The sequence below is a fragment of the Turicibacter sp. KK003 genome (genome assembly GCF_037014675.1).
Classification (GTDB): Bacteria; Bacillota_I; Bacilli_A; order MOL361; family Turicibacteraceae; genus Turicibacter; species Turicibacter faecis.
Map to the genome: position 1 here is coordinate 1,451,217 of NZ_CP142738.1, position 18,650 is coordinate 1,469,866.

Sequence of the window (18,650 nt, forward strand, 5' to 3'; positions counted from 1 at the left end):
CTTTTTCTATCGTAGCCCTCGTTTGGGCTTTGGACTTACTATTTCATCAAGAAACGAACACTCCTCTTTTTTTGATGGCGAGATAAACGATTGGGTGGAGTCTCCTCACGCCTTCAACAGAAACAGGCCTCAAGAAGCTATCACGGCATCCCCTATCCTATAGCCTCACAATAAAAGGCGATTATGAATAATCGCCCCCGCTATTAACTTTGACGTTCTTTAATGAATCGTGCAATGGCCATAAGTAGTGTCGTGTCATATGGGATTTTATCCAAAATGACAGACGATGCATTTATCTCCTCATCTAACAATGTTTTAGCCCCAGCTAATGTTGCTAAAGAGACATACGTATTTTTACCATTTTCCATGTCACTACCTACATCTTTTCCAATAAGTTCACGCTCTCCCTCAACGTCTAGGATATCGTCTTTGATTTGAAAAGCAAGACCGATATGTTTTGCAAATTGTCTTAAATCCTGTAGCAGCTCCTGTGAGATACCGGCGATAATTCCTGCAGCCGCAACTGAAAATTCAATGAGACATCCCGTTTTATGTAAATGGACCTCTTTTAATTGGTCAAGCGTCAATTGTTTTTGTTCAGCTTCCATATCAAGTACTTGGCCAGCAACCATCCCCGTCGGACCAGCTGCCTCAGATAGATGAGCAATTAACTGTAGTTTTTGCATGTCAGTCAGCCCGTTATCTTGACAAATTATACGAAAAGCGTGTGTTAATAGACCATCACCCGCCAAAATAGCAATCGCCTCCCCAAATACTCGGTGATTAGTCGGCTTGCCCCTTCTAAAATCATCATTATCCATTGCGGGTAAATCATCATGAATTAATGAATACGTATGAATCATTTCAAGGGCGGCCGCTGTTGGATATCCTTTTTTTGCATCCAACCCTAATGTTTCTAAAACGGCGAATAAAATAATCGGCCTTAATCGCTTTCCACCAACAGATAACGAATAGAGCATCGACTCCTTCAATTCATTCGGAATATTTTCTTTTTCAATTAATCCCATCATATACGCATTAAAGGATTCTCGATGAGAATTTATATATTGTTGTAACATCCCTATTCCCCCGATACCTCGAAATCAGTCATGGCTCCGGTTGGATCGACAAGCTTTGCAACCTCCGATTCAATTTGTTGCAGCTTTTGATGACACTCACCAGACAGTAACATCCCCTTTTTATAAAGATCGATTGACTGTTCTAATGGCAAGTTCCCTGCTTCTAATTGACGAACCACTTGTTCTAATTGGCGCAACGCCTCATCAAAGTTTAATTTTGTTTCACTCATCTTTGCATCACCTCTTTATTAACTTTCACTTGTTTCAATTTCCTTCACGGATGCTCTTACCCTTCCATCATCTAATGAAATTAAGAGGTCCTGTCCCACAGAAATATCTTGAACAGTCGTAACCATCTCATCTTTATCATTCGTCAAGACGGTGTACCCCTTTTTTAAAATGGATAAGGGGTTTAGTAACTCAAGTTTAGTTAGTAAAACCGTATAATCTTGTTTCGATTGAGAAAGGTGTTGAAGCATTAATTGCCGCAATGTTTGATCTTGAAGGAGTAAGGACTGCTTGGCTTGGTCAACGCTAGCTTTAGGATCTAATTGGAGAAGTCGATGATGCAACGTCCACCATTTTGTTTGATTTCTTGTCAGTTGATCCTGCAACACATAATTCAACTTTTCACTCAACTGATCCACATACATCAGCCTCTGTTCAAATAACGCCGCGGGATTTTTCATAATATAATGATTGCAAAGTTGAGTAAGATAATCCTTTTTCTGTTTAAACTGCAAATTAAAGTTGTGATTTAAGCGTGCGTTTAGCTGATTTAAATGTTTTAAAACGTCTGGTAAATTAGGAACTGCTAACTCCGCCGCGCCGGTTGGGGTTGGAGCGCGATGATCGGCAACAAAGTCTGCAATCGTAAAATCTGTCTCATGCCCGACCGCCGAAATAATAGGAATCTTTGACTCAAAAATGGCCCGTGCGACTCCTTCCTTATTAAAGGCCCATAAATCCTCAATGGACCCGCCTCCACGACCGACAATTAATGTATCCACTAGATTCATCGCATTGGCCTGTTTAATACAAGAAATAATTGAGGCCTCTGCTTGTTCTCCTTGAACGAGGGCAGGATAAACATAAATGGTGACCATTGGAAATCTTCGCTTGATGGTCGATATAATATCTCGGATTGCCGCCCCTGTTGGAGAAGTAATGACACCTACTGCCTGAGGATAATCAGGGATTTTTTGCTTAAAGCGAGCATCAAATAAGCCTTCTGTTGCTAGTCTTTCCTTTAGTTGGGTATAGGCGACATAGAGATTTCCGATTCCATCTTCGGTCATCTCTTTTACGTATAGCGAATAGGTTCCTCCCGCTTCATAAACGGTAATGTGCCCCTTCACGATGACCTGCATCCCTTCCGTTGGAACAAATTCTAAATGTGAGGCGGCACTCGCAAACATTACGGCATTGATTTGTGCCTCGTCATCTTTTAGCGTGAAGTAAAGATGCCCACGTGAATGCCGTTTAACGTTCGATAACTCCCCCTTAAGTAAGAGATGCTGCAGATTCTTATCATAATCAAACTTTAACTTAATGTACTTCGTTAACGCTTTAACGGTTAAGGGTTGCCTTTGCTCCATCCATCCCACATCCTACTTAAGCTAAATGCTTACTTATTTGATCTAATACTTTGTTATTGAAACTACGGGCTTTTCCATCTCCCGTATCTGAAAATTCCTTCGTTAATTCAACGGCCTCATCCATAATAATTTTATGAGGAGTCTCCTGACAAAATTTCATTTCATAAACAGCTAAGCGTAAAATCGCGCGGTCTACTTTATTTAAACGTGAAAAGCTCCATCCTTTTAAGTTAGCCTCAATTAATTCATCTAACTCTTGTTGATGAGCCAATACACCTTCAACCAATTCAAAATAAAAATCTTCTAACTTAAATTGACGTTCAATTTCAAGAATTTGATGTGGTGTAACCTCTTCTGCTACAAGCTCTAGCGCTTCTTCCTTTAATCCTTCAACTACTAGTTCAACATTTTCGATGGCTTCTTCTTTAGTCATCTTCCCAACTTCCATTTGGTATAATGTTTGTACTGCAAATTGACGTAATACATGACGAATCACACAAATCCCTCTTTCTATTCAAATCTTCTAAGTTGTTCAATTTATCAACTAACAAATAAATGGTTCATGAGTTAGAAAACCCACGTCGTTTTCTTATCACTCAAACCCTTTGGTCCAACTCTAACTGATAAATTCATCTGGACATATTTATATTGTATACTATTTTTTCAAGTTTCAATTATATATGTTATCATATTTATTAAAATTTTGCCGAAAAAAATAAAAATAAACCACTGAAAGTGGTTTATTTTTATTCAAAATCAATTGAAACGACATGAACATAGATTTCTGATGTTTTAACTGCTGTCATATGATAGATCATTTGGTGAATATTTTTTTGGATTTTTTCCGCAACTTCATTGATTGCGTATCCCACTTTAATACTCACATAAACATCTACAACTAATCCATTCTCATCAAACTCAACTTCAACACCATTTCGATGTTTTTTACTGTTAAATGTATCGGCAATTGATTGTGAAATACTTTCAAACATTTTTGAAACTCCATCAATTTCTGCTGTCGCATTGTGAGCAATCACTTCAAAAACCTGTGAATGAATTTCGATATTCCCAATTTCTTGATTTGCTTCGTCAATACGATAATACTTTGAAACAGCCATCACCATTCTCCTCCAATCATATGCAACTACTATAATAATACTATAGTTTGAACCGTTGTGCAAATACTATCCCTGCAGGAAAGAAAAAACTGTAAATGAGAAGAATGTCCATTTACTATCACCCATTTGATGAAGCTTCATATACTATACCGACTAGCCTTTCATCTGTTAGCCGCGGCTAAAATTTATCCCCCCCCTATTTAATGACTCGTGAAAGAAATAGTTAATCCTTTTGGATCGATTTCCTTTTAGATAAACGTTAGCCCTATTAAATCAAGTAATGGAGTGATGACTATGCTGAAAAAATTAAGCGAAGTTGAATGCCAAACAACGGTTAAAGTCGCTAAACTTATCGCAACAGGTGTTTTACGTGAGCGATTACTGGCCCTTGGTGTCACAACTGGGGCTTTAATTGATGTGATAAAAAAAGGCCCTAAAAATAATTTAACGGTCTATAACATTAGAGGTGCAATGATTGCCTTGCGCGAGGAGGAGGGAAGCTTGATTATGGTTCAACCAATTCATGATTGATAAGGAGGAATTTGTATGGGATTAACCTATCGTTCAACCAAAAGGGAAGCCTTACAAGATTTATTCGCCATCGATAAAACCGAAGATCAGTTCGTCATTGCCCTTACAGGTAACCCAAATACCGGTAAAAGTACTGTCTTTAATGCTTTGACAGGGCTACACCAACACACAGGAAACTGGCCTGGAAAAACGGTGACAAATGCCCGGGGAGAATTTAAAACGAAGGAGCATGATTACGTGCTTGTTGATCTACCTGGAACCTACTCTTTATTCGCCACATCGGAAGAAGAGTTAGTGGCAAGAGATTTCATTTGTTTTGGACAACCCGATGCAGTTGTCGTTGTCACGGATGCCACTGCCCTTGAACGCAATTTACACCTTGCCTTTCAAATAATGGAACTCACGACCCGAGTCATTTTATGCATCAATCTGATTGATGAGGCAGAAAAAAAAGGAATCGTTGTCGATCGTCGTGCCATTGAACAAGAACTAGGAGTCCCTGTTGTTTTAACCTCAGCCCGCAGTAAATTAGGACTTGATGAACTGACCACAACCCTTGATCAAATCATTAACAATAACTACCCCTTCGATTACCAACCCCTTACATATAACGAAGAGACAGAGCGTCATATCCACCAACTCCTTCCCCTTCTCGCTAACAACTATAAAAATCTCAATCCCAGATGGCTCGCCCTTCGTCTGATCGATGGAAACGAAAGTATTTACCAATCTATGAACCGCTATTTAAGTCCAGAGGAAGCGGATGAATTAATTCAAATTGAAAAAACATTACCTCGATCATTAGCTAAAGATGAAATTCGAGATCACTTGACCGAGATCAGTTACGCTAAAGCCGAAGAAATCAAACGAAATTATGTTTATTTACTCGACAAACAACAGTTAGCACGTGAGCGGGATTTAAAAATTGATACCTGGATTACCTCTAAGCGCTTTGGCATTCCTTTAATGCTCTTGCTTTTACTAGGAATTCTTTGGCTAACGATTGCAGGAGCCAATATTCCATCCGAACTTCTATCTAACTTTTTTGCGTTCCTCGGCCGTTACATCAGCCATTTTTTAACGGCCATTCACACCCCCCAATGGTTATATGAATTGCTTTTAAACGGTGTTTATCAGACACTTGCCAATGTTATTTCTGTGATGCTCCCCCCTATGGCCATCTTCTTTCCGCTATTTACAGCCCTTGAAGATTTAGGTTATTTACCACGCGTCGCTTTTAACTTAGATCATTTATTTAAAAAAGCGTGTGCTCATGGAAAACAGTGCCTGACTATGTGTATGGGGTTTGGCTGTAACGCCGCCGGGATCATTGGTTGCCGGATTATCGAATCCCCTCGTGAAAAACTAATCGCCATTTTAACGAATAACTTTATGATTTGTAACGGACGTTTTCCGACCATTATCGCCATCGCGAGTGTCCTCCTTTTAAATGTGGACCTTGGTCCCATCAATGGAACACTTGCGAGTGCCCTCGTTGTAGGTCTGATTGTTATTTTAGGCGTCTTCATCACTTTAGGCGTCTCCTACCTTCTATCAAAAACCATTCTTAAAGGCGTCCCTTCCTCTTTTACCCTTGAATTACCTCCCTATCGTACACCCCAACTTGCTCGGATTCTTTACACGTCTATTATTGATCGAACACTTTTCGTCTTAGGACGTGCCGTGATGATCGCCATTCCAGCGGGGATCATGATTTGGTGCTTAAATCACCTTTATGTTAACGATTTGAGTCTTTTAACCCATATCGCAAACTTTCTCAATCCCTTTGCGACGTTAATTGGACTTGATGGATTTATTTTAATGGCGTTTATCTTAGGGATTCCTGCAAATGAAATTGTCATTCCTATTCTACTCATGTCTTACTTATCGAGTGGCGTGATGGTTGAATTTGATAGCATTCTTTCCCTTAGCCAAATTTTAACTGAGCATGGATGGACATTACTGACCGGGATCAATGTTTTACTCTTTACGCTTTGCCATTGGCCATGTTCGACAACCCTCATGACAATCAAAAAAGAAACGGGTGGATATAAATGGGCGATTCTTGCTTTCCTCATTCCAACGCTTATTGGATTTTTACTCTGTTTCATCAATACGCTCATTTTTCAACTCTTTGGTTGGGTGTAAGAGGAGGACCCTCACTCATGCCCTAGAAGTCGCGCTTTTAAAAAATTCCCCCTTTAAATCACACGCACGAAAAAAGAAAAAGACACAGATGTTTACCCACAAAGGGACGTACATCGGTGTCTTTTTAAATATAGCGCCATTCGTTCTATAAAACCTCTAATGAATAAGGGGAGCCTTTCACCTGAGTCATCAAAAACTTTACGATTTTTGGCGATCTTCGTAACGTTCTTGTAAATACAGTGCAATCGCATCATCATCGTGGTGACGAATAACACCCGTTGCAACTTTTTTAATTTCGTCAACCGCATTTTCAGGTGCATACGCCTCGTCGGCTAACTCAAACATCGGGAGGTCATTTAGATTATCACCAAATCCAATGACTTTCTCAAAGTCAGCATATTTCATTAACGCCTTAATTCCATTTGCCTTTGAAGCATTGGTACTATAAAGCTCCATATACCCGTATCCTTCTTCACGCGTACGATAGTAGGTCGCTCTGATTCCGTCGATGGATTGGACACGGCGATAGGCTTCCTCAATGATTTCTAATCGATCAAAAACAAGCATATTTACGATTTTATTCGTTTGAATGACCTCTTCGAACGAATGAACTTGTTTAAATGTTTTTAATTTCGCATCTTTACGTTGATGATAAAATGTTTGTGCTGCAATGTTTGGAAGTTGACGATAAAAAACGGATAATTGATCCTCACAAATTCCGTAAATCATCGGTTCTAAGTGACATTGATCAAAGATCGTGATCGCTTCCTTAACTGCTTGTTTATCCATATCAACAATTTCAAGGTATTTTCTATTTTTTAAATCATAAATTCCTACGCCGTTCATAATCGCAATCGGCATATTAATTTCTAATCCTTCAAGTAAATCAATCACCGTCGCATGCGTACGTGCGGTTGCAACCGTAAACTTTACCCCTTTTTTCATTAAGTCATTAATGATTTCACGACTTTTTGATGAGACTTGACTCGATTTGTTTAATAATGTCCCATCTAAATCCGAAACAAATAACTCCATGTCCTCACCCTTCCTTCATGTTGTTAATTTTAATTATACTAAAAAAGCTATCAGACACCAAGAAAAATCCTCTTATTTTATGACAAGTTTCTGATACCTCGTGCGACAATAGGCCTTATCACCTTCTATGTTAACATCTAATCACTTCTCACCTAACGTGTATAGGCGTCCTAAAAACAAACCTTACCTCGTTCAAACGTTTATAAAAAGACCCCTGTTGGGGCCTTTTCGTCTTAATGAGATTTTTTAGTTTCCTGATTGACGGCTCCCATTTTATTGGTTGAAGCCCATTCGTTACTAAATTCGGTTTTCATTTGATGGTCATCTGTATTTCCAACGACAGACGCTCCACACCATTGATTATTTGCTTCCGATTTTTTAGCTTTTTTTCCTTTTTCATGGCATTTTCCATTACATTTACAACTCATCAAATACCGCCTCACTTTCTTGTCGAATTCTGACTTTAGTAGTGTGCGATATTTCATCGAAACTATGCATGATACCTTTAGATAAATGAGTTAAGCATAATACCCATGAATTTTAATGTAGCTATGCACGCCATCTTTTTGAGAGAGTGGAAAGTCTTTCAAATCATACGAGTGTTGACAGATTAAGTAATCTGTTAACTCACCGTCCACATCGAAAACTTTTGAAGTCACAATCATCGTGTGGGTAAGGACACCATTAATGCGCTTTTGCACAAGGTCCCCAAGTTCTAACTCCTCATAACGACAAAACGTGGCATAAACACCATAGTTTTTCGTTCCCTGTTTATTATTGCCAATCAAATAAGTTTCAAATGGTTTAGCTGACGTCCAGGAAGGTGTCCGCTTTGCATCACTATACCAATACCATTTCTTAGTCGAATCACTTCCTGATTCATCAAACGGGATTTCTCCTGCCCGTAAGCACTGTGAAATAAAATTCGTACAATCCCCACCGTAATTTTCATAATCGTGATAAACACTATTACGATCAAGCGCCCACTTTCTAGCATAATCAATAGCCTTTTGTCGGTTGTAACGTTTTAGTTGCATGCCTTACTCCTCCCCTCTTTATACCTTATTCCACTCCTGTAGAATTAAAACAAAAAAACCGATGATTTTTCGCAACAATCCCGATACGTTAGTTAAAAATTCTAACCTATTGGGTTTACCACGTGTTTCAATCGGTTTTTTTATTATCCTATCTTCATTTGCATTCTATATCTTTTTTCTTCCGCATCATTTGCCCATACAAAGTGACCCGCTTTTATTTCCTTCCATTTCGGTAAATCCTCTGAATAATCATGTTCTTCCCCTGTATAGGCCACTAATTTTTTATTTTTTTCAAGGCGTGGGTCTGGAATCGGAATCGCTGAAAGTAATGATTTCGTATACGGATGAAGCGGATTTAAAAATAATTCTTCTGCTTCTGCCAACTCCACAATTTTACCTTTATGAATCACAGCAATCCGATCGGAAATGAAACGCACAACCGATAAATCATGCGCAATAAATAAATAAGTTAACTCTTTTTCTTGTTGGAGCTTCTTTAACAGATTTAAAACTTGCGCGCGGACGGAAACATCAAGTGCGGAAATCGGTTCATCAGCTACAATAAACTCAGGTTCCATCACCATCGCACGGGCAATTCCAATCCGCTGGCGTTGTCCTCCCGAAAACTCGTGAGGATATCTCGTTAAATGTTCAGGCAAGAGACCAACAGACAATAGCGCCTCACGAACCTTTTGTTGACGCTCTGTTTCATTTTTATAAAGACGAAAATTTCGCAACCCTTCAGATACAATATAATCAATAGTCGCTCGTTCATTCAAAGAAGCAGCGGGATCTTGAAAAATCATTTGCATTTTTTTGATGAGTTCTTTATGAAGACGCGCCCCCACCTTTTGATTAATCTTTTTTCCTTTAAAGAAAATATCCCCTTTCGATGTCTCATGAATACGCATTAAAGCCCGACCAATGGTCGTTTTTCCTGAACCGGATTCCCCAACAAGCGAAAAGGTCTCTCCTTTATAAATATCAAAATTCACATTTGATACAGCGACGTACTCATCAAATTTAATTTCAAGATCGCGAATTGAAACTAAAACTTCTTTCTTCTCTGTTCCCACTAACATTTCCTCCTTGATAAATCATTACCATCTTCTGATGAAGCCCTTCAATCGCTTTTGGGCGTTTAAAAAATGGAACTCGCGGATCACATAGCCACGTTTTTGCATAATGAGTCGGTGTAATTTCAAAAAAAGGCGGCTCCTCTTCAAAATCAATACGCATCGCATACTGATTACGTGGAGCAAATGCATCCCCGACAATGTCATGATATAAAGAAGGCGGTGTCCCATGAAGCGAAAATAAACGTTCTCCCTTTTGACCTAGTTGTGGAAGCGAAGAAAGCAACGCCCACGTATACGGATGAGCCGATTCATAGAAAATCTCCTCTACCTCTCCGTACTCTACAATTTGTCCTGCATACATAACAGCTACCCGATCAGCCACATTGGCCACTACCCCTAAATCATGCGTAATATAAATGGTGGTAAACCCTTCCTCTTGTTGTAATTGTTTAATTAAATTTAAAATTTGGGCTTGCACGGTCACATCTAAAGCCGTTGTTGGTTCATCACAAATTAAAATTTGTGGACGGCAAGCTAACGCAATCGCAATCACAATCCGCTGGCGCATTCCGCCTGAATACTCATGAGGATACGCATCAAATCGCTCGGCAGCTTCTGAGATTCCGACACGTTCCATTAGCTCAATCGCCAACTGTTTCGCCCGCTTTCGTGAACAACGTTGATGCTTCATCATCACCTCTACAATTTGCGATCCAATCGTACGAACCGGATTAAGTGAGGTCATCGGATCCTGAAAAACGGTCGCAATCTTAGCCCCGCGAATCGACTCCCATTCCCGCGGTTTTTTCTTATGAGCAAGCTCCTCATCGAAAAAACGAATACTTCCACCGCTAACCGTCCCGTTAGATTCCAACATTCCTGTTAGCGACTTCATTAACACAGACTTTCCAGATCCAGATTCCCCAACAATTGCAAGTGTTTCCCCGCGATACAAATCAAATGAAATACGGCGAATAGCTTTAAGTTGGCGGTCTCGCACTTTAAAGGTGACCTCTAAATCTCGAATGGATAAAATAGTGTCCCTACCTTTCATAACTCATCCCCCTTATCGATGTGTCCTTGGATCTGAAGCGTCTGCTAATGTTTGACCAATGACATATAAAGAAATCGTCACTAACGCCAATGTTAAAACAGGAGCCCAAAATAAGTGGGGATATCCATTAAAATAATTGGCATATTGGTTAATCATTCTTCCAAGAGACGGAACAGCCACGTTCAAACCAATTCCTAAAAATGATAACGTGACTTCTGTTGAAATAGCCGCTGGAATTTCTAGCGATACATTCGTCATAATAACGGATAGCAAGTATGGCAAAATATTACGACTAACTAAACGCAACATCGGTGTCCCAAGACAAGATGAAGCGAGATTATATTCGCGATCACGAATAATCATCACTTGTGTTCGAATAAAATAAGCCGTCGATAACCAGCCCGTCAAACACATGGCTAAAATTAATTGCCAAAATCCCCTTCCAAACGTATACAAAAGAACAGTGACAATTAAAATATAAGGAACACTTGAAATAATATTAAAGACCTCAATCATCACTTTATCAATGGCCTTTGAAAATCCCCAGACGGCCCCTACAACAACGCCAATCGATGTATTAATACAAGCAACAATAAATCCAACTAATAACGAGGTCCTAGTCCCCGCCCAAACAACATCCCAAACTGAGTTTCCAACCCCATCTGTTCCATAAGGATATTGTAATGAAATCCCTCGAAATCTCATTTCTGGACGATTAATATTAGGGGAATTCATCGGATCATAGCCTGATAATTCTGGTTGAATTAAGGCAACAAGTATAATAACGACCATCAGTAATAACAAAATAACCGTGCTCTTCTTTTTAAAAAATTGCTTTGAAACAGACTGCCAATATGAATAAGATGGGGCCTCAATCTCTTCAGCTACCCGTGCATCTACTGTGACAAATTCAAAACGTGAATCTTGCACCGTTAATTCCCTCCCTTATCTTCAAGACGTATCCGTGGATCAATTTTAGTCAATAACCAGTCCCCTAAAAATGTCGATAGAATACTTAAAGTTGTAAAAATAAACGTTAGCCCTACCACCATCGAATTATTATAAATCGAAATAGAATCGGGTAAAATTTTACCCATTCCTGGAATTCCATAAACCCCTTCGGTAATTAAGGCGCCAGAAATACAAAAAATGATGGCTGCAGGGATTCCATGAACCATAGGAATGATCGCATTTCTAAAAATGTGTTTTGAAAAAATTTCGCGCTCTGAAAGTCCCTTCGCACGTGCAAATTTGACATAATCCATCTGGCTTTGGTCAATCATATAGCGGCGCATCCACATCATGCGGCTAGCTGTAGCACCTAAAGTTAACGACAAAATAGGTAAAATGTAAGACCTTGGATCCTCTGCCCCTAACATAGGGAACATCGAAGGTAAGCCAAAATATTTTCCACCGATAAAGCGAATAAAAACAATATAAGCAAGACCAGGAATGGCATTCATGAAGATGATATACCACTGCCCCAAACGATCCCCCCACCGACCTTGATGGCGCGCCATATAAACCCCAAGTGGCAAGCCAATCACATAAGTCAACACAAGCGAGATAAATCCCATAATAAACGAAATCTTCATCATGGATGGATCCGTTCGAATGGCATCGCAATCTGCATAATGATCACTAAAGTTCTTCTTCTCTAGGGCATCCAACGTTTCCTTATATCGACACGTGTAATAATTAATCGAGCTCGCTTCTTGACCATTAATAGGTTCTTTAAGCTCCTGTTTCACCTTTTCTCCCTGAGAACTCGTAATGACCTCTAATACTTCCTGTCCACTATACGTTGGATAGGAAACTCCTAAATTCAGTTTGACTATATTTTGATGAATAAACGGAAACTTTTGATCAAAATATATTAAGTATTTATTTTCGCACCCCGAACACATCAACGCCAGACGATCATTAAAATCTTTTCCAACATAAATTTGGCGTTTTAGGGTCGCCTCTTCACTCTTTACCCGATTAGGCGAATCAATTTGAATTAAGTTGGCCCACCAATTAAGTGCACGTTTTAACGGTGAAATCTCTTCAAATGAATAAGCCTGTCCGGATTCTTCAAAAAAGGATACTTCCCATCCTTCCTCTTGTTTAGAAGATACAAACTCTTTTGTTTCGCTTGAGTCCGGTAATAAACAACGAACATACTCTCCATTCGCGTCGCCGTAAAGTCCTCTACAATAATCTTGAATCGTCTCATACTTCAAGTAACCCAACTTTTCCCATTGAATATATTTATAATTCAAGTAATCATCCGGTCTTTTTTGCAACTTTTCTATATTTACATCTGAAAAAAAGACTCGATCACGAGGGACTACCGAATAAACAAGCGTAAAAACAATCGTCATAACAATAAAAATCGACAACAATGATCTTAAAAACCTTTTAATTAAATATCGTCTCACTCAGCTTTCTCCCCCTTCACCTTTTATTTAAACTGAGTCATCCAGCTTGATGATCATCACCCTTTCCCCAGTTACCATCCTGCCAAGCTCTCATTGACGGATGTTTGAAAGGCCCTAAAAAACCGAGCCCTACCTGTAGCTATTCCCTCGTTCAACCCCTTTTCTACTTATAATTTTTTTATTATTTTATACCAAATACGATAGCATTTTTTCATATTTTTTGTTAAACCTTTCGTCAAAATTCATGTTTCCCCATTTCTAGCTCTTAACATCTATGGGCAAATAAAAAAGGACAACCGTTACAATGAACGGAATCCTGTCCTTTATTTTTTCATTCAACAGACGTTACTTCGTTTTTTGTTGATTCATTAGCATCTTTTCTCCGACTTCTACTAATCGTTTCGTAATCATTCCGCCAGCTTTAGCTGATAAAAAGGCATGTTGTGCCTCTTGATCTAAACATGATTCTTTTGAGGCAAACTCAGACGCAAACTCAACATCAGAAAATTGATTTCCACCTTTTAACCCTTGATGACTACAATGTTTCATGAATAATCACCTCCAACAGTTATTAATATACCCAAAACAAAAAAACTCATGTTAAAAATCCATTTAACACGAGTTTATTTTCCCCTATCCATCTCTTTTAAAGTTTTTATTTCTTTTTCTAATTGTTCTAAACGTGACATTAGTAATTCAACCGTTTCCTGTAAGCGCACAAGATGTTCAATGTCTGGTGTTGAACCTGAGTCAGTCGACGCTCTTGAAGATTTAGGCAATACGTCATCTTCAGATGAAGCCCCTTGATTGGAGGAAGTCTGATTAGAACTTCCCTGTTTATTTTGACAATGAGGATTATCTACATTAAAACTATCTGGTGTAAAATATCGCCCGGGTCCTTGCTGATAATATTGCTGCTGCGCATTATACGTTTCAATCGCTTGTCCAACAAGTTGTAACCAGTTGCCCACGGCATTTTGTACATTAAATGGTAACTCATTTGAAAGAACGTTACCCAGCAACTCACCGACCACGATGAACAACTCGGGATTCACGTTTTGAAAATCCATAGTATCACCACATTTTTCAAGTAATCTGATCTCTCACCTTAATCTATGATTAAACGTTCCTTCATATGACTAAATGTACTCTTTTTATTTACTTCCATCTAATTGAGCGAGAATACGTGTAAATTTCACTAAATCCTTTTCTGATTGAACCTCTTTCCCTGACTGATAAAATTTCACCTTTGGATCACTTGATTCTATTGCTTTTTCTTCTCGCATTAATTGTTCTAAACGTGAAACTGTCCCCGAACTTCCGTCAACGATATGAACCGTCGATTCAAACAATTTTTCAAACTGAGCACGAAAAAGTGGAAAGTGAGTACATCCCAAAACAACGGCTCCATACTGGTTCACCGCCAACGGACTTAAACATTTTTCTAAATACGGAAGCACTGTTCGATCTGAAAAATCTAGCGCCTCGGCAAAACGAACCAAATCGGGTAATGGAAGTAAGTCCGTTTGATGTTTCCCATCAATTCGCTGAATCAGTTCATGCATCTTTTCTTCTTTCAATGTCAACGGTGTTGCAGTGACTAAGACCCGCTTCGAACCGTCACTCACACACTCTATGGCTGGTTTTACCGCCGGTTCCATCCCAATGATAGGAATATCATACTTCTCACGAAGCGTTGTAATAGCGATACTTGTCGCTGTATTACAAGCAATAACGATCATTTGTGCTCCTTGTTGAACTAAAAAGTCAACGGCCTCTAACACATACATTAACACTTCTTCTTTAGGTCTTTTCCCATAAGGTGCATGTTCAGTATCTGCATAATATAGATATTCATGATGAGGAAGGCGTTTTAAAGCTTCGCTTAAAACAGTTAACCCTCCAATACCTGAATCAAAAAATCCAATTTTCATGTTAACCTCTCCTACACTTTAGGCATCTAAAATTTTATTTAGCTTCTATGTTGTTTTATGTGCATTATATCACGAAAAAACCTTCCTTGACTACCTCCCCACGACGACTCATCCTTAAAACTTTATTCTTAATTAACACTTTTTATCCCCCCCATATTAATATATAGAATAAAGAGCTTTTAATGCCGCGCCATCAAATTCATACGCCTTCAACATTTTAAAAAATTCTATTCTAGCTTTCTATAACAAAAGGAAGGGGACGATTCCCCTTCCTTTTGTTATAGAAGTAACCGGTTACCTCAAGAATAAAAAAATCGGTAACCGGTTACTCAGTGGCATTAAAAAATAATTAACATCTCTCAGTTAATTCTTTTATCAAAATTTGTTGGCTTCCTTGTTTAACGTTATTTTCTAAAATCGTCCATCCTTGCTCCCGGTAATAATCACCCGAATTCGCTAATAAATATACATTAGAATATCCCTGCAATTGGGCGTAATGAAGGACGTGATTAATTAATAACTGCCCATAGTTATTTTCGCGATCATTTATTTTCATGTACACTGAACTCACCCAAGGACCTTCAATTGTATCCGTTAACGGAGCATTTTCAATAAAATCACAATAACCAATGATTTGATCATCCTGAATTAAAACAAAAAAACTTTCTAATCGATCTTCAGAGTATTTAACACCGTTTTCCTTCAGATAAACATCCGAGGAATTACTATTTTGTTTCCAAGTCTCCTCAATAAATGGAATAGCCGATTCCTTGACAGCAGAATCTTTTTTAACCTTTACAACTTTTAACATACATTCTCCCCCTATAAAACTATAGCCATTACTTATTATTTTTTCTTAATGTTCGCCAATCTAAATCACCCTGATCAAGTGCTCTAATAAAGATCTCTGCCGATGCTAAATTTGTTGCAATAGGAACAGCATGGACATCGCATAAACGAATTAATGCTAAAATATCCGTCTCATGAGGTTGTGGCGTTAAAGGATCTCTCAAAAAGATGACTAAATCAATCTCCTCTGTGACAATCATCGCCCCAATTTGCTGGTCACCTCCAAGTGGACCTGAAGCTAATTTATTTACTTTTAGTGACGTTCCCTCTTCAATACGCTTTCCCGTCGTTCCTGTTGTATACAATCCATATTTTTCTAAAATAGATTCATATGCAAAACAAAAATTCACCATTTGATCCTTCATTCGGTCATGTGCGATTAATGCAACATTTAAATTCAAACCATTCACCCTCATTTCATGATTCTAGTTAGGCATAATCCTATCCTATCACCTTTATTTTTAAAATTCCATTTATTTCAATCTAAAAAAATCAACACAGTTAGATATTTTATACGCTTTCATTGCAATAAAAAAGAGAAGTAGATAAAGTTTGTGTTTACTTTATCTACCATTTTATAGGGGGGGAACTCTTTTTTAAGACGATCTACATCTTCTATACGGCTAAATCCCATTTATTAATGGTTAATTTAACTTCTTTATCACTTGCAAATTCCACTTGTGTTGATGTTAAATCCGCATATACAGTTGATGTCATCGTATGCGCCCCTTGTTGCGCAAACAACTCAACTGAATAAGTATCCATTAAGATACGGAGTGATAATTTTCCATCTTTTAATGGAACAGGCATTTCACGATAATTAAGTCCCTCAATGCCACTTCCGCTTTGACGACGATCAAAACTTAGCACCTCACGATCAACATCGTAAGCGATTGTTGTCTCTTGATTTTCGCCCTTCATCACTTTTATTTCAAAACGTTGAGCATCGTTTAACTCTACTGTCAAGTCCATATCGATATGACGCCCCTCTACGCCTGCTAACTGTTGAACACCTGTCACTAACAAGTCCTCAAAACGAACTAAATTAGTACGATAGTTTTCGATTTCACGAACAGGCCACTGATATAAAATATCATCTTTTACCGTTAATTCACGCGGAAGCGTCATCGATGACACCCAACCTTGCTTATCAGTTGGCATATTGCGATGCCAAGATTGCATCCAAGCAATCATTAAACGGCGCCCATCCAAACTTTCTGTTGTTTGAGGTGCATAAAAATCTAATCCATAATCAAGTTCTTCCATCTTACGGAAATCATAATGTGCGGAATCATAGTCTAAATGTCCTAAACAATAAACCGTTGTATTCGTATTTTTATGTCTAAACTCATCTTCAGGTACCCCTTGTGGCGACATAATTAAGACGTCTTCTCCATCTAAGTGGAAGAAGTCTGGACACTCCCACATGTAACCAAACTCATGATTACTTTCTCCGACTAAACCAACATATGTCCAGTGAATTAAATCCTCTGACTTATATAGTAAAACACGAGCACTATTTTCATCACTCTTGCTTCCTAAGATACAATAGTATGTCTCTCCCTTTTTCCAAACTTTTGGATCACGGAAGTCTGTTAAACTAGAATGCGGAGGCATTTCCTCTGTTTTAATGATTGGGTTTTGAATATATTTTTGATAATTTACCCCATCCCCAACTGCTAAACATTGAACCTGTCTAACATACGATTCATCTTCTGGATTAGGATTAGTGTGTCCGGTATACATTAATACATGTTTTCCATCCACCTCGAACGCACTTCCTGAGAAACATCCTCCTGTTTCATAAGATTGATCTGGCGCTAAAGCAACCGGAAGGTATTCCCACTTGATTAAATCTTTACTCTTCACATGCCCCCAATGCATCGGCCCCCACTTAACATCGTAAGGAAAGTATTGATAAAACAGGTGATACTCCCCATCATAAACTGAAAATCCGTTAGGATCATTCATCCACCCAACTTCCGGCATATGATGAAATCTATTTCTATCCTTTAAAGAAATAATCTCGTCTTTTTTCTTTTCCACATATTCACGTGCCTGCTGTAACGGTTCACTTGTTCCCTGAATAAACAATTCTTTTTCCATTAACACGAAGCCTTCACTCCTTCTATTTCCCATTTCTTTAAGAACACTCTTTTTTAAAAGCGTTTTACTTATGATTCTATTTTATAATAACTTTATTTTTTTATCAACTTTTTTATTAAAATTTTACTATATTTTAAACAAAAAAAAAGGAACCTTCCTTTTAAGATTCCCTCTCATAAATCATTACAATAAATTCATAAGTCGAAACAATAAATCTACCTATCTCTACAAAACCTACCTTTAAATACATTTTAATTGCCCGTTGATTAAACGAGGCTACAGTTAACCGAAATTTACTAAAACCAAATTGATGTTTTGCGTAGTCCATTCCTATTAAAAAAAAGCGAGCCCCGTAACCTTTACCACACAGCAGGGGATTCATCCCCAACCCAATATCTAAATAATCCTGATCCCGATAAAACCCTTGCTCTACTCCTAAAGAAACTTGTGCAGCCGTTCCGTAACAAAAAAAACCTATTAACTCACCTTCTTCACCAATTACACAATAATACTGATCTTTTAACAACACGTGAAAATCTGAGTTTGTTTGTTCAAAATCATACCAACTATAAGGAGGAGCGTAATGCCATACCAATATTTTTAACGCATCTATCTCGCTCATCCGCCTCACTTTTACTTTCATTTTATCCCCCCATTAT

21 protein-coding genes are annotated in these 18,650 nt (G+C 38.4%); 2 read left to right on the forward strand and 19 right to left on the reverse strand.

The window, feature by feature from the left end:
• Positions 1-203: 203 nt before the first annotated feature.
• The 5 genes from VXM77_RS07140 to VXM77_RS07160 all read right to left on the reverse strand — a co-directional run bounded on the left by VXM77_RS07140 (position 204) and on the right by VXM77_RS07160 (position 3,795).
• Entirely contained in the window at positions 204-1,079 is an 876-nt protein-coding gene (locus VXM77_RS07140; RefSeq protein WP_161831628.1) for a polyprenyl synthetase family protein, read from the reverse strand.
• Positions 1,080-1,081: 2 nt separating this feature from the next.
• A complete protein-coding gene (xseB, locus tag VXM77_RS07145; RefSeq protein ID WP_161831629.1) occupies positions 1,082-1,309 on the reverse strand; it encodes an exodeoxyribonuclease VII small subunit in 228 nt (75 codons plus the stop codon).
• Positions 1,310-1,327: 18 nt separating this feature from the next.
• On the reverse strand, positions 1,328-2,677 hold the full coding sequence (gene xseA, locus VXM77_RS07150; RefSeq protein WP_161831630.1) for an exodeoxyribonuclease VII large subunit: 1,350 nt from the start codon (positions 2,675-2,677) through the stop codon (positions 1,328-1,330).
• A 16-nt stretch (positions 2,678-2,693) separates the two neighbouring features.
• Complete coding sequence (nusB, locus tag VXM77_RS07155) at positions 2,694-3,173, reverse strand: transcription antitermination factor NusB (RefSeq protein WP_161831631.1); 480 nt, start codon at positions 3,171-3,173, stop codon at positions 2,694-2,696.
• Positions 3,174-3,423: 250 nt separating this feature from the next.
• A complete protein-coding gene (locus VXM77_RS07160; protein WP_161831632.1) occupies positions 3,424-3,795 on the reverse strand; it encodes an Asp23/Gls24 family envelope stress response protein in 372 nt (123 codons plus the stop codon).
• A 294-nt stretch (positions 3,796-4,089) separates the two neighbouring features.
• Between VXM77_RS07160 and VXM77_RS07165 the strand changes: the two genes are divergently transcribed.
• A complete protein-coding gene (locus VXM77_RS07165; protein WP_161831633.1) occupies positions 4,090-4,326 on the forward strand; it encodes a FeoA family protein in 237 nt (78 codons plus the stop codon).
• A 15-nt stretch (positions 4,327-4,341) separates the two neighbouring features.
• Complete coding sequence (gene feoB, locus VXM77_RS07170; protein ID WP_338505815.1) at positions 4,342-6,474, forward strand: ferrous iron transport protein B; 2,133 nt, start codon at positions 4,342-4,344, stop codon at positions 6,472-6,474.
• A 198-nt stretch (positions 6,475-6,672) separates the two neighbouring features.
• Here feoB and VXM77_RS07175 read toward each other — a convergent pair whose 3' ends face one another.
• The 14 genes from VXM77_RS07175 to VXM77_RS07240 all read right to left on the reverse strand — a co-directional run bounded on the left by VXM77_RS07175 (position 6,673) and on the right by VXM77_RS07240 (position 18,634).
• Positions 6,673-7,509 carry an HAD family hydrolase gene (locus tag VXM77_RS07175; RefSeq protein WP_161831635.1) on the reverse strand — a complete coding sequence of 279 codons (837 nt, stop codon included), beginning with the start codon at positions 7,507-7,509 and terminating at the stop codon, positions 6,673-6,675.
• 233 nt (positions 7,510-7,742) lie between these two features.
• A complete protein-coding gene (locus VXM77_RS07180) occupies positions 7,743-7,937 on the reverse strand; it encodes a hypothetical protein (RefSeq protein WP_338505816.1) in 195 nt (64 codons plus the stop codon).
• 90 nt (positions 7,938-8,027) lie between these two features.
• Positions 8,028-8,546, reverse strand: a complete 519-nt coding sequence (locus VXM77_RS07185; RefSeq protein WP_161831637.1) for an amidase domain-containing protein — start codon at positions 8,544-8,546, stop codon at positions 8,028-8,030.
• A gap of 143 nt (positions 8,547-8,689) precedes the next feature.
• On the reverse strand, positions 8,690-9,628 hold the full coding sequence (locus VXM77_RS07190; RefSeq protein WP_338505817.1) for an ATP-binding cassette domain-containing protein: 939 nt from the start codon (positions 9,626-9,628) through the stop codon (positions 8,690-8,692).
• Positions 9,576-10,679: an ABC transporter ATP-binding protein gene (locus VXM77_RS07195; RefSeq protein WP_338505819.1), complete on the reverse strand. Its 1,104-nt coding sequence runs from the start codon at positions 10,677-10,679 to the stop codon at positions 9,576-9,578. The genes VXM77_RS07190 and VXM77_RS07195 overlap by 53 nt, the downstream gene beginning before the upstream one ends.
• 12 nt (positions 10,680-10,691) lie before the next feature.
• Positions 10,692-11,609: an ABC transporter permease gene (locus VXM77_RS07200; RefSeq protein ID WP_161831640.1), complete on the reverse strand. Its 918-nt coding sequence runs from the start codon at positions 11,607-11,609 to the stop codon at positions 10,692-10,694.
• A 2-nt stretch (positions 11,610-11,611) separates the two neighbouring features.
• On the reverse strand, positions 11,612-13,102 hold the full coding sequence (locus VXM77_RS07205; protein ID WP_161831641.1) for an ABC transporter permease: 1,491 nt from the start codon (positions 13,100-13,102) through the stop codon (positions 11,612-11,614).
• Between the two features lie 345 nt (positions 13,103-13,447).
• The gene (locus VXM77_RS07210; RefSeq protein WP_161831642.1) at positions 13,448-13,651 is read right to left on the reverse strand and encodes a spore protein A; all 204 of its coding nucleotides are present in this window, start codon (positions 13,649-13,651) and stop codon (positions 13,448-13,450) included.
• A 74-nt stretch (positions 13,652-13,725) separates the two neighbouring features.
• On the reverse strand, positions 13,726-14,172 hold the full coding sequence (locus VXM77_RS07215; RefSeq protein ID WP_161831643.1) for a hypothetical protein: 447 nt from the start codon (positions 14,170-14,172) through the stop codon (positions 13,726-13,728).
• Between the two features lie 84 nt (positions 14,173-14,256).
• On the reverse strand, positions 14,257-15,036 hold the full coding sequence (gene murI, locus VXM77_RS07220; protein WP_161831644.1) for a glutamate racemase: 780 nt from the start codon (positions 15,034-15,036) through the stop codon (positions 14,257-14,259).
• Between the two features lie 349 nt (positions 15,037-15,385).
• A complete protein-coding gene (locus VXM77_RS07225) occupies positions 15,386-15,847 on the reverse strand; it encodes a GNAT family N-acetyltransferase (protein ID WP_161831645.1) in 462 nt (153 codons plus the stop codon).
• 28 nt (positions 15,848-15,875) lie between these two features.
• Complete coding sequence (locus VXM77_RS07230; RefSeq protein WP_161831646.1) at positions 15,876-16,301, reverse strand: methylglyoxal synthase; 426 nt, start codon at positions 16,299-16,301, stop codon at positions 15,876-15,878.
• A gap of 199 nt (positions 16,302-16,500) precedes the next feature.
• Positions 16,501-17,991 carry a glycoside hydrolase family 32 protein gene (locus VXM77_RS07235; RefSeq protein WP_237658904.1) on the reverse strand — a complete coding sequence of 497 codons (1,491 nt, stop codon included), beginning with the start codon at positions 17,989-17,991 and terminating at the stop codon, positions 16,501-16,503.
• Positions 17,992-18,151: 160 nt separating this feature from the next.
• Entirely contained in the window at positions 18,152-18,634 is a 483-nt protein-coding gene (locus VXM77_RS07240; RefSeq protein ID WP_161831648.1) for a GNAT family protein, read from the reverse strand.
• Positions 18,635-18,650 lie beyond the last annotated feature (16 nt).

Bases quoted from the DNA above. Each gene is read 5' to 3' on its own strand.
- VXM77_RS07140 (WP_161831628.1), bottom strand. From the start codon at position 1,079: ATGTTACAACAATATATAAATTCTCATCGAGAATCCTTTAATGCGTAT.
- VXM77_RS07210 (WP_161831642.1), bottom strand. From the start codon at position 13,651: ATGAAACATTGTAGTCATCAAGGGTTAAAAGGTGGAAATCAATTTTCT.
- VXM77_RS07165 (WP_161831633.1), top strand. From the start codon at position 4,090: ATGCTGAAAAAATTAAGCGAAGTTGAATGCCAAACAACGGTTAAAGTC.
- murI (WP_161831644.1), bottom strand. From the start codon at position 15,036: ATGAAAATTGGATTTTTTGATTCAGGTATTGGAGGGTTAACTGTTTTA.
- xseB (WP_161831629.1), bottom strand. From the start codon at position 1,309: ATGAGTGAAACAAAATTAAACTTTGATGAGGCGTTGCGCCAATTAGAA.
- VXM77_RS07185 (WP_161831637.1), bottom strand. From the start codon at position 8,546: ATGCAACTAAAACGTTACAACCGACAAAAGGCTATTGATTATGCTAGA.
- VXM77_RS07215 (WP_161831643.1), bottom strand. From the start codon at position 14,172: ATGGATTTTCAAAACGTGAATCCCGAGTTGTTCATCGTGGTCGGTGAG.
- VXM77_RS07240 (WP_161831648.1), bottom strand. From the start codon at position 18,634: ATGAAAGTAAAAGTGAGGCGGATGAGCGAGATAGATGCGTTAAAAATA.
- VXM77_RS07230 (WP_161831646.1), bottom strand. From the start codon at position 16,301: ATGAGGGTGAATGGTTTGAATTTAAATGTTGCATTAATCGCACATGAC.
- VXM77_RS07195 (WP_338505819.1), bottom strand. From the start codon at position 10,679: ATGAAAGGTAGGGACACTATTTTATCCATTCGAGATTTAGAGGTCACC.
- VXM77_RS07160 (WP_161831632.1), bottom strand. From the start codon at position 3,795: ATGGCTGTTTCAAAGTATTATCGTATTGACGAAGCAAATCAAGAAATT.
- VXM77_RS07180 (WP_338505816.1), bottom strand. From the start codon at position 7,937: ATGAGTTGTAAATGTAATGGAAAATGCCATGAAAAAGGAAAAAAAGCT.
- VXM77_RS07235 (WP_237658904.1), bottom strand. From the start codon at position 17,991: ATGGAAAAAGAATTGTTTATTCAGGGAACAAGTGAACCGTTACAGCAG.
- VXM77_RS07225 (WP_161831645.1), bottom strand. From the start codon at position 15,847: ATGTTAAAAGTTGTAAAGGTTAAAAAAGATTCTGCTGTCAAGGAATCG.
- feoB (WP_338505815.1), top strand. From the start codon at position 4,342: ATGGGATTAACCTATCGTTCAACCAAAAGGGAAGCCTTACAAGATTTA.
- VXM77_RS07175 (WP_161831635.1), bottom strand. From the start codon at position 7,509: ATGGAGTTATTTGTTTCGGATTTAGATGGGACATTATTAAACAAATCG.
- VXM77_RS07190 (WP_338505817.1), bottom strand. From the start codon at position 9,628: ATGTTAGTGGGAACAGAGAAGAAAGAAGTTTTAGTTTCAATTCGCGAT.
- xseA (WP_161831630.1), bottom strand. From the start codon at position 2,677: ATGGAGCAAAGGCAACCCTTAACCGTTAAAGCGTTAACGAAGTACATT.